This is a genomic window from Acinetobacter sp. YH12106, from assembly GCF_013418995.1.
Lineage (GTDB): Bacteria > Pseudomonadota > Gammaproteobacteria > Pseudomonadales > Moraxellaceae > Acinetobacter > Acinetobacter pseudolwoffii.
This window is the reverse complement of record NZ_VPAV01000035.1, coordinates 1-10,689: the sequence shown is the minus strand read 5'-3', so window position 1 is coordinate 10,689 and position 10,689 is coordinate 1. Positions and strand designations below refer to the sequence as shown.

Genomic DNA, 10,689 nt, shown 5'->3' with positions numbered 1-10,689 from the left:
AAGCAGCGACCTATGGCCATGCTTTATCACGATTAAAGCGAGAAGGAAAATGTCCAGTAGATATTGAGCACAGGCAGATTAAGTATAAAAATAATGTCATTGAATGTGATCATGGTAAGTTAAAGCGAATCATCAGGGCCACATTAGGATTCAAATCTATGAAGACTGCTTATGCCACAATTAAAGGTATTGAAGTCATGCGTGCACTACGTAAAGGACAAGCATCGTCATTTTATTATGGTCAGCCTCAGGGTGAAGTGTGTCTAATCAACAGGGTTTTCGGTCTCTAAGCACTTTTTAAAGGGAACATCATCGACTCAAATCACTATTTGCAACAGTGCCAGAAAATTAACTATAGTAATTATAAGTGATAAATATAGTAAATTTTGGGGGGTGATTACCGTATAAACTGTACCGGGTTTGAAGGAACTTTTAATATCTATTTAAATATAACGATCATTTTTTTATTTATGAATGAGATCTAATAATCATAGAGTACAATTATCTATAAAATCTCCCCACCATTGCATCATCTCAACACGCTGATTAAAATATTCTGCATGATTATAGCTGGCACGGGTTTTATTTTTATCAGTATGGGATAGCTGTGCTTCAATCCAATTCGATTGAAATAAGCCAGATTCATTTAATATTGTACTAAACGTTGAGCGTAAACCATGAGAAGATAATTCATTTTTCCTGTATCCCATTTTTCTAATAATCAAGTTAAGCGTATTAAAATGAATGGGTTTATTTTTATTTCGTGGACTAGAAAAAACATATTTCTCTCCATGAGACCAGATTAGTGCAGATTTTACAACTTCCAGTGCTTGATCAGATAGTGGAACTAAAAAATCAGGAATATCATGACCTAAAATAACTTTTCTTCTATATTGTTTAATATGTAAGGCTGGTATTTTCCATATTTTTTTATCCAAATCGAATTGATGTGGTTCACAAAGCAGTAATTCACTACCACGTACACCTGTATATAACTTAAATAACAATGCTTTTTTAATGATAGGGTCTGTATTAACCTTATTTAATCTAGCTAAAAAATTAGATAGCTCACTTGATTTTAAATACGGATAATTCTTTTTAATCTTATTATTGATTAATATTTTATGAAGACCAATGGCAATATTATATTCACAATAACCCATTGCTACAGCATAATCATAAATCTGATTTAAATAGCTATAGGCTTTCTTTACAGGTTCTTTTACATTCCGAGATTCTATAGTTTTAATAATTTTAACCAAGTCATATCTTTTAACTTCAGTAAATGGCATTACTCCAATATTGGGGTAAACATCTTGATCCAAACATTTTTTTGCAAGCTGAATGACTCCGCATCGTGGTTTGTCTTCAAAGGAATTTCTAATTTTAAATTCCAACCACTCTTCACAAACATCTTGGAAATTTTTTATGTTTTTTTGATGCAGTGGTTTATTTTGATGACCATTAAATTTATATTCATCCCGGACAATTCTTGCCTCTTTTAACGATGTGACAGGATATTCGCCTAACTTTATGCGAGGACGTTTATTTGTACCTTTAATAGAATAACGATAACTCCAAGATTTACGTCCGTTTGGTTCTACCTTCAAACTTAAGCCATCATCATCTGCCAGAAAATAGATTTTTTCCTTTGGCTTAGCCTGGCGTATCTTAACTTCTGTAAGACTCATGAATATTTAACCTAACCATAAAATGCACTGCTCAATTCAATTATAGCAAATTTAAGCGATATTAATATGATGCGTATCATACGCATCACATATTTCTATAAGTAATTGTTAAATAAAATTTATATTTAGATTGGCTAGTCCTTAGTAACCAATTAATTAACCATTAATTTTGCAAGTCTTAAATTGGCATTTGAAGTGTAACCCCATGTTATGACTATTCACATTTCTGCTCTATGATTCATGGTTACTTATTAGTTATGTTATTATGTCAGGAGCGATACAAGAATTAGGGTAACCTTATGGAAATAGCGAATACGAAATGAACCGTACCGGGTTTGTCGGAGACTTTTTTATTTAAGTTAGGCCACCTGACCTAACGGGTTAATCTTATCATAGTACATTGCTTCAAACTCAAAAGGCGACTTGTAACCCAGTGCACTGTGTACACGCTTTTTATTGAACCAATCTACCCAGTTTAGTGTCGCAAGTTGTACATCTGCTAAACCTTGCCAATCTGCTTTTAAATATTCAATCACCTCTGTTTTGTATAAGCCATTCACCGTTTCAGCCAAAGCATTATCGTATGAATCACCAGTTGTACCGACTGATGCTCGTAAATTTGCTGCTTCTAAACGATTGGTATAGCGAATCGAAAGATATTGCACACCCCTGTCGGAATGATGAATCACATTCTTTGGCATGCCTCGATCGTGCAATGCTTGCTCCAATGCATCGAGCACCATATCTGTATTCATCCGTGTAGATACTTTCCATCCAACAATTGCTCGTGAGAACACATCAATAATAAAGGCGGTATAGACCCAGCCTGAATGAGTTTGAATATACGTAAAGTCACTGACCCATAATTGGTCAGGTCGATCAGCACTAAAATTACGTTTCACTAAATCATCTGCTCGTTTTTGATCATCTCGGTTGCGGGTAGTGTGTTTGTTCTTACCACGCCAAACACCTTGTATATCTAGCTTCTGCATCAATCGAGCAACTGTACAACGTGCAATAACATAGCCTTCACGTTTCAATTTTTGCCAAACTTTACGTACACCATATCGACCTAAACTTTCCTTCCAAATTCGTTTAATTTGTTCAGCATGATGCTCATCATGTAGATCTCGTTTCGCTCGATGTTCTGGATTGTCAGCGAGATCTAAAGTTCGGTAATAGGTTGAAGCTGCGATCGGTAAAATCCTACAAATCGCATCAACACCATATCGATCTTTATTGTTATGGATGAAATCCACCATTATTTGTGTGGGCGGTCGAGCTCCGCCTGGGCGAAAAAAGCGGCTGCTTTACGTAGAATTTCATTGGCACGCTTTAATTCTTTAATTTCACGTTCCATTTGCTTCATTTTTTCTTGATCAGATATCTGTTGTACTTTAATAGGATTTTGCTGATCTAAATGCTTTTGATGCCAGGCACGAAGTGTTTCAGGAGTACAACCAATCTTAGGCGCAATTGCTGTGATTGCAGCCCAAGTAGAAGGATAATCTTTTTCAGATTCAATTAGTAATTGAACCGCTCTTTCTCTGATTTCAGGGGTATATTTTAATTTTGTCATCGGAATAGTCTCTCAGAATATTGAGTCTCCGACAAACCCGGTACGGTTCTATCTTTGGTAGAGTTGCAAAAAACATTACCAATTTCAGATAAAGATTTTAGATAGCCGCTTAGCTTACTGAATAACTAAAAATCCTCAGCATCTTTAATTTATTAAGATGAGTATTTCTCATCTTAAGCTGAATTTATATCGTTTTACTCACTTTCTTATTCACGTTTAAATATAGCCATTCAGAAATTTAACTTTTTATAAAATTTTTAGGTGGCAATCTCCATGAGTACAGCATTTGAGTGTTCAATTAAACGTATCCGTTTTGATGAGAATTATACACCAGCAGAAAACACACGTTTAACCACAAACTTTGCCAATTTGGCACGTGGGGAAAGCCGTGAAGAAAACTTGCGTCGTACCCTTGCGATGATCAACAACCGTTTTAATAGCTTGGCAACCGTTGATAACCCGAAAGGTGATCGCTATTCACTTGAGATTGACATTATTTCTGCGGAAATTGATATTGAAGGTAATGGTCAAACTTTCCCATTTATTGAAACACTTAAAAGTGTTGTGATTGACCATCAAACAGGTGAGCGTATTGAAGGCATGATCGGCAATAGCTTCTCATCTTATGTGCGTGATTACGACTTCAGCGTGGTATTGCCACAATTGGGTTGTGGTGTAGGTGAAAAACCTGAAGATTTTGGCAATCTACATGGCAAGCTTTATCAACATTTAGTCAATTCAGATGTATTTAAAGCAGAATTTAAAAAACAACCTGTCATTTGCTTAAGCGTTTCAACCTCTAAAACGTATTTCCGTACAGCCAACGTACATCCTATTTTGGGTGTGGAATACAAAAATGATGAATATTCACGTACCGATGAATATTTTGCCAAAATGGGTTTACGTGTACGCTACTTTAAACCAGAAGGTGGTAATGCACCATTAGCATTCTATTTCGCTGGCGATTTAGTCCGTGATTATACTGATTTTGAATTGATCAGTGCTATTGCGACCATGGAAAGTTTCCAACGGATCTATCGTCCTGAAATTTACAACACCAACTCTCCTGCAGGTGTGGTGTATCAACCAAGTCTAAGCTATGGCGATTATTCACTTACACGTGTGGTCTATGACCGTGTGGAACGTGGTGAGCTTGCAGTTAAACAAGGTAAATGGACGGAAGAAAACTTCATTAAGCCTTATCAAGACATTTTAAATGAATGGGCTGCAAATTTCGAAGTCGAAACAGCTGCTTAATCCATTAAATTGATAAACAGATTTACGAATTTAGACAAAGAAGATTAGACATGGCGCTTACACAACCGAAACTTTTACTCCCAACTTCAACTGCGGGTAGCTTGCCAAAACCGTCTTGGTTAGCTGAACCTGAAAAATTATGGTCTGCATGGAAGCTTGAAGGCGAAGAATTATTAGAAGCTAAACGTGATGCTTTGAAATTATCATTACATGAGCAAGTCACTGCAGGTATCGATATCGTGAGTGATGGTGAGCAAACCCGTCAGCACTTTGTAACCACGTTTATTGAACATCTTGAAGGTGTAGATTTCGAAAAGCGTGAAACCATGCGTATTCGTAATCGTTATGATGCAAGTGTACCTTCAGTTGTGGGTGAAGTTTCTCGTAAAAAAGCAGTGTTTGTAGACGATGCGAAATTTTTACGCAGCCAAACCAGTCAGCCAATTAAATGGGCGTTGCCTGGTCCAATGACCATGATTGATACACTTTTTGACGGACACTACAAGAGCCGTGAAAAACTGGCTTGGGAATTTGCCAAAATTTTGAACCAAGAAGCTTTAGAACTTGAAGCAGCAGGCGTAGACATTATCCAATTTGATGAACCTGCGTTTAACGTATTCTTTGATGAAGTGAATGACTGGGGTGTACCAACCTTAGAACGTGCACTTGAAGGTCTAAAATGTGAAACTGCAGTTCATATTTGCTATGGTTACGGCATTAAAGCCAATACAGATTGGAAACAAACTTTAGGTAATGAATGGCGTCAATACGAAGAGTCATTCCCGAAACTACAACAATCTAAGCTCGATATTATTTCACTTGAATGCCAAAACTCACGTGTACCAATGGATTTGATTGAATTGATCCGTGGTAAGAAAGTGATGGTGGGTGCCATTGATGTAGCAACTAGCAAAGTTGAAACTGCAGAAGAAGTGGCGAATACCTTACGTAAAGCACTTCAATTTGTTGATGCAGATAAACTCTATCCTTCAACCAACTGTGGTATGACACCACTTTCTCGCCAAGTTGCACGTGGCAAGCTTGAGGCTTTAAGCGCAGGTGCTGCCATTGTTCGTAAAGAGCTAGAAGCTTAATCAAACGTAGTCTCGTGCGAAGCAGGGGCAAATTATTGCAAGATGATTTGTTCTACTTAAAGCACGAGCACGTGATATGTACATTTGAGATGAAAGAGATGATTGAAGCAACAGACTTTAGAAATGCAATGTCTTTACTCACCACAGCAGTGAATGTTATTACGACTGCGAGTAAAGCAGGTATGCATGGATTTACTGCATCTGCCGTATGTAGCGTGACGGATACACCGCCAACGTTATTGGTCTGTATGAATCAATCCTCCCGTTCACATGCCCATTTTGTTGAAAATAAAGTCTTGGCTGTAAACGTACTAAGTACTCAGCATGAACAGCTTTCAAATGCTTTTGCTTCAAGTAAATTCAGTTCTGAAGAGCGTTTCAACTTAGGTGAGTGGAGTGCGTTGGAAACTGGTTCACCTATTTTGCAAGATGCCTTGGTCAGTTTTGACTGTGAAATTCAGGACATTCAGCAAGTGGGTACACACAGTATTTTCATGTGTCGTGTGCTTCAAGTTCAACAAAGCGATCAAGAAGAAAGCCTGGTGTATTTTAACCGTGCTTATCATCAAGTGGGTCAGTTGGAACACGCTTAATTCAACGCCTTAATCCTTTCATTTTTTAAAGTTAGTCTATTGTGGAACTTATAACCTTTTTAGTCATCGGTGCTTTTGCTGGTTTTGCAGCAGGGCTGTTTGGTGTCGGGTAAGCGTCCGCTGAACCCCATACCTATTTTTTAATTTTGGTCGGATTTCCAGCGGTGTGGCAGTAATTCTTCTATTTGGGTGACTTTATGCGTCGGCAGCCTTTTCAGCACATCACTTAAATAGGCATACGGATCCAGTCCATTCAGCTTTGCTGACTGGATTAAAGTCATGATATTGGCAGCTCGTTGGCCGCTGCGCAGCGAGCCAGCAAACAGCCAGTTCTTACGTCCCAACGCCCAGGGGCGCATCTGATTTTCAATCCCTTGCGCAGCAATGCTGCTCATATCTATAGGCAAATTGCCATCATTCAGATAGCGGCAGAGTGCCTGCCAACGTTTTAGGCTGTAATTGATCGCCTTGGCAGTTGGAGAACTCGATGGCACCGCCAGATAATGTTGGCTGAGCCATTCATACAGTTGTTGCATCACCGTTTGGCTATGCTGTTGCCGGTATTCGCGGCGATGTTCTGCTGTACCATCGGTCTTTTTCCTGAGTTCTGCTTCTATGGCATACAGTTTCTGAATCAGCACTAATGCCTGTTCAGCGATCTGACTTTTCCCGGTCACATGCAGTTCATGAAATTTACGACGTGCATGTGCCATGCAGCCCACCTCAATGACCTGGCCTGATTTAAAGCGTGCTTTATAACCACTGTAATCATCACAGACCAGATGACCCTGCCAGCCATTCAGGAACTCTTCAGCATGCTGACCTGAACGGCTATCCTGAAAGTCATAGATCACCGCTTGAACTGGATTGTACTGTGTAGTGGCATAGGCCCAGACATAACCTTTCTTCGGTTTTTTCTCATCATCACCCATCCGCATGATGGTGACCGGCGTTTCATCGGCATGGATCACCCGCTGTTGCAGCACCACCTGTTTTAAGGCATTGGCCAGAGGTTCCAGTTCCACACCGCAGCAACCAATCCAGTCAGATAAAGTAGATCTGGACAGATCAATGCCCGCCCGCTGATAGATCAGGCGCTGACGGTACAGCGGCAAATGATCGGCATACTTCGATACCAGCACATGGCTGAGCAATTCAGGTGAAGCAATGCCTTTATCAATCACATAGGCAGGCATCGCTTGCTGAGTCAGAGTGTCGCACTGATCACAGACCCATTTGCCACGGACATGCTGTTCCTTGTAGAACTGTGCCGGTCTGAAATGCAGTTTTTCACTGATATCTTCGCCGATACGACGTAACTGGCAGCCACAACTGCATTGGGTTGATGCAGGTTCATGCTCAATACGGATGGTGTGTAGATGATCTGGCAGCAGTCGACGTTTAGGTTTGTTGACTGTGGCTTTCTGTGTCGCTGCATCAGTTTTATCTGCATTCAGCCGCTCCAGTTCCAGATCAACGGCTGCGATATCCTCTTCGACTGCTTCGTCCCACAGATGGATTTGTTTTGCTGTTAGGTGTTCATTCTTTTGGGCGAATTTGTGCTTTTTAAACAGAGCCAGTTCATGCTCGTATTTTTGAGTGAGAATAGAGAGATGTTGGTTGCATGCTTCCAGATGTTGAACTTTGCCATCTAATTGTTGATTGGTGACTTCCAGATGTTGAACTTTGGCATCTAATTGCTGATTTGATTGTGCCAAAGACTGATGCTGCATCGCCAATTGCCGGGTAAATTCCAGCAGTTGCTCATGGGTCAGTTGGTTTAAATCAGGCAGCGTTTTCATGACCGCAGTATGCCTGAGGTCATGAAGAGAATGAAATAGAACGTTTGGAGAATAGCAGAATGTACGAGCCTGGTTTAGAGCATCGTCACCACCTGCTGTCGTCCAATTCTCTGCCAGGGTAAACCCTGGATCAGTGCCTGCAACTGCTCTGGGCTGAGGGCTACGGTTTCACCCTGGTGAATCTGAGCCCAGTGAAATTTACCCTGTTCCAGCCGCCGGGCACACAGCCAGATGCCCAATCCATCATGCACCAGCACTTTCATGCGATGGCCACGCTTATTACAGAACAGGTAGGCGCAATGCGGTTTGATCGAGCCAAAGGCTCTCAGCACCTGAGCCATGGCAGTATCCATACCCGCACGCATGTCCATCGGCTGGGTAGAGAGCCAGATTTCATCGATATGGATCATGTTGCAAGTGCCTTGAGTAATTCTGCTAAAGCAGATATTTCTGATACTTGCCATTTCAAGCCAATTTCTGCTTTTGAGTGGGGTAAAGTAATTTGAACCGTTAACATGTCAGTAGGAGTAGGATCTAATGGTGCAGAGCAAGATAAGGCAATAAATGCAGGTTTATTCGGTAGTGGTGAGCGATCATTCCCTGGCTTACCATCAATTAAGCGAATCCATTTGGATACAAGATTTGTATTCAATCCATGTTGCAAAGCGACCGAAGCAATTGAAACGTTCGGTGCTTTAAGGCAAAGGATTTCTTTCTTTGCTTCGAGAGGTTCATGTTCATCAGGGTTGTTACGTCGTAAAGGCTGTACGGCCTTATTTGTCTCGGAGAGTGGTGGCAGTCCAAACAACAAACCCCATGACCATAACTTATGGGGCTTGTTGGCTATTTTGCTGCGTATTGTGTGGCTTTTTGTGATTAAGCCTTACATCGCTTCACGTTGTGCTTCATCTTCCAAATAGTTTTCTAAAGAATCATCTAGCGCATATAACCATGGCGTGTGATGTGGCTTAGCCATTTTTCCAGTCATTACTGAGCGATAGACTTTATCTCTAAAGCCCATAATGTTTTCTTTTTTATGCTTTTTCCATTGCATGAAAATATCATGCACTGCATCAATATTGAATGATGGATAGTCCGTCTGCGCAATCAGGCGTTTGATGTAGTCACCTTGGAAGCGGGCAGATTGTTCATCGTTCAATAGGCGCTGCTCTTTTTGATGTAAGGTCTGCGTATGGCTCTGCATTTCTGCCGTGCTTGGTAAAGCAATTTTGCCCAAAATCACATCACGGACAAACCATGCTTGCGCATCGAACATATTGAAGGTGTACCATTGATCTTGCATGCCCAAGTAGAACAAGCGAGGATTCTTTTCCCACACCACACCCTGATATAAACCCTGCGGATAAAGGCAGTTATGTGTTCTGAGGCGTAGGTTATCTTCAATAAATGGGAAGTGGTGCAAATAGCCTGTGCATAAAATAATGGCATCAATTTTGGCAGATGTTCCATCACTAAAATAAGCAGTATTTTCATCTACACGCAGTAATTGTGGCTTTTCAGACCAGTTTTTAGGCCATTTAAAGCCCATGGCTTTACTACGATAGCAACTGTAAATTTGCTTAGCACCGTATTTATAACATTGCGAACCAATGTCTTCGGCAGAGTAGCTGCTGCCAACCAATAACACAGACTTGCCTTTAAATTCCAGCGCATCACGGAAGTCGTGTGCGTGTAAAATGCGACCATGGAATTGATCAAAGCCTTCATAAACAGGAACGCGTGGGGTAGAGAAGTGTCCAGATGCAACGACAACATAATCAAATTGTTCTGAATAATGCTGTTGTTGTGTATAATCTTCGACATCTACCGTGAATTTTTGCGTTGTTTCATCATAGGCAATATGCTGAACGGCACTATTGAAACGAACTAAATCTTTGACCTGTGCTTTTTCTGCACGGCCTTTGATGTAATCCCACAGTACTGCACGTGGTGGATATGAAGCGATTGGTTTTTTGAAATGTTCATCAAAAGTATAATCGGCAAATTCTAGCGCTTCTTTGGGGCCATTTGACCATAAATAGCGGTACATACTGCCGTGGACAGGTTCCCCATGTTCATCTATACCAGTGCGCCAAGTATAGTTCCATAGCCCGCCCCAATCATTTTGTTTTTCGAAACATACAATTTCAGGAACTTGTAGACCTTTGGCCTTTGCTGACTGAAACGCTCTTAATTGGGCCATGCCACTTGGGCCAGCACCAATAATTGCAATTCGATCCATTGCTATCTCCATTAGTTTTGAGTTCTTAATTACCTCTCCAATTTTGAGTGTCACAATTTAGGATTTGAAATATAAGCATTATAAAGATAAGCAAATACAATCCTAAATTGAGCGATTAAAAATCTGTTCAAAATAGGATGTGAATTAAAAAAAAGAAAAAATAATAAAATGTGCTAAAGACAGTAAAAATTACCTAAGCAATTCATCTTTATAAAAAACACATTTTTTAAGAAAGCTGATCTTATCATAATTTCTGATTAATTGTGGCTTTGCTTAGTTATAAAAGTGAATTTAAAGTCATTCCATTAGGGTCTGTTGACATTTTCTGTTCAAAAAAATAGCGAGAAAGTAAAATTTAATCGCCAAACCAAATTTACTTCTCGCTATGCCTCGTACAATGCTGAATGATCAACACTGGTCTAAGTTACTTT

General features: G+C 40.1%; 9 protein-coding genes, 1 pseudogene and 1 other annotated feature. Of the genes and pseudogenes, 4 read left to right on the top strand and 6 right to left on the bottom strand.

The genetic code is table 11. The features are described from left to right. Positions 1-290 (top strand): annotated as a pseudogene (locus FTU45_RS14240) (IS6-like element IS1008 family transposase); the annotation flags it as partial. A 198-nt stretch (positions 291-488) separates the two neighbouring features. On the opposite strand, the gene FTU45_RS14235 reads toward FTU45_RS14240, so the two are convergent. Together FTU45_RS14235 and FTU45_RS14230 are read right to left on the bottom strand one after the other, a co-directional pair. Continuing rightward, positions 489-1,691, bottom strand: coding sequence for a tyrosine-type recombinase/integrase (locus FTU45_RS14235; RefSeq protein WP_100355904.1), 1,203 nt, complete (start codon positions 1,689-1,691; stop codon positions 489-491). A gap of 359 nt (positions 1,692-2,050) precedes the next feature. Beyond that, a protein-coding gene (locus tag FTU45_RS14230) for an IS3 family transposase (RefSeq protein WP_180076614.1) occupies positions 2,051-3,270 on the bottom strand; the annotation gives its coding sequence in 2 pieces (ribosomal slippage) (positions 2,051-2,994 and positions 2,994-3,270; 1,221 coding nt in all). Next, positions 2,879-2,995: a sequence feature (AL1L pseudoknot), on the bottom strand. It overlaps the preceding gene by 117 nt. Positions 3,271-3,543: 273 nt before the next feature. Between FTU45_RS14230 and FTU45_RS14225 the strand changes: the two genes are divergently transcribed. From FTU45_RS14225 to FTU45_RS14215, 3 genes are all read left to right on the top strand, one after another. Continuing rightward, entirely contained in the window at positions 3,544-4,527 is a 984-nt protein-coding gene (locus FTU45_RS14225; protein ID WP_159138861.1) for a putative oxygenase MesX, read from the top strand. Positions 4,528-4,577: 50 nt separating this feature from the next. Beyond that, complete coding sequence (locus tag FTU45_RS14220; protein WP_004733166.1) at positions 4,578-5,621, top strand: methionine synthase; 1,044 nt, start codon at positions 4,578-4,580, stop codon at positions 5,619-5,621. Positions 5,622-5,719: 98 nt separating this feature from the next. Next, positions 5,720-6,214 (top strand): flavin reductase, encoded by a 495-nt coding sequence (locus FTU45_RS14215; RefSeq protein WP_005093807.1) that lies wholly within the window; start codon positions 5,720-5,722, stop codon positions 6,212-6,214. 140 nt (positions 6,215-6,354) lie between these two features. Here FTU45_RS14215 and FTU45_RS14210 read toward each other — a convergent pair whose 3' ends face one another. The 4 genes from FTU45_RS14210 to FTU45_RS14195 form a co-directional block, all read right to left on the bottom strand. Continuing rightward, entirely contained in the window at positions 6,355-8,016 is a 1,662-nt protein-coding gene (locus tag FTU45_RS14210) for an IS66 family transposase (RefSeq protein ID WP_180076613.1), read from the bottom strand. Positions 8,017-8,090: 74 nt separating this feature from the next. Next, entirely contained in the window at positions 8,091-8,426 is a 336-nt protein-coding gene (gene tnpB, locus FTU45_RS14205; RefSeq protein WP_074382683.1) for an IS66 family insertion sequence element accessory protein TnpB, read from the bottom strand. Beyond that, on the bottom strand, positions 8,423-8,827 hold the full coding sequence (locus FTU45_RS15520) for an IS66 family insertion sequence element accessory protein TnpB (protein WP_227523651.1): 405 nt from the start codon (positions 8,825-8,827) through the stop codon (positions 8,423-8,425). Before FTU45_RS15520 ends, tnpB begins: the two co-directional genes overlap by 4 nt. A 72-nt stretch (positions 8,828-8,899) precedes the next feature. Continuing rightward, positions 8,900-10,258: an NAD(P)-binding domain-containing protein gene (locus FTU45_RS14195; RefSeq protein ID WP_159516660.1), complete on the bottom strand. Its 1,359-nt coding sequence runs from the start codon at positions 10,256-10,258 to the stop codon at positions 8,900-8,902. Positions 10,259-10,689: the final 431 nt, after the last annotated feature.

Bases quoted from the DNA above. Each gene is read 5' to 3' on its own strand.
- FTU45_RS14235 (WP_100355904.1), bottom strand. From the start codon at position 1,691: ATGAGTCTTACAGAAGTTAAGATACGCCAGGCTAAGCCAAAGGAAAAA.
- FTU45_RS14225 (WP_159138861.1), top strand. From the start codon at position 3,544: ATGAGTACAGCATTTGAGTGTTCAATTAAACGTATCCGTTTTGATGAG.
- FTU45_RS14220 (WP_004733166.1), top strand. From the start codon at position 4,578: ATGGCGCTTACACAACCGAAACTTTTACTCCCAACTTCAACTGCGGGT.
- FTU45_RS14215 (WP_005093807.1), top strand. From the start codon at position 5,720: ATGATTGAAGCAACAGACTTTAGAAATGCAATGTCTTTACTCACCACA.
- FTU45_RS14210 (WP_180076613.1), bottom strand. From the start codon at position 8,016: ATGAAAACGCTGCCTGATTTAAACCAACTGACCCATGAGCAACTGCTG.
- tnpB (WP_074382683.1), bottom strand. From the start codon at position 8,426: ATGATCCATATCGATGAAATCTGGCTCTCTACCCAGCCGATGGACATG.
- FTU45_RS14195 (WP_159516660.1), bottom strand. From the start codon at position 10,258: ATGGATCGAATTGCAATTATTGGTGCTGGCCCAAGTGGCATGGCCCAA.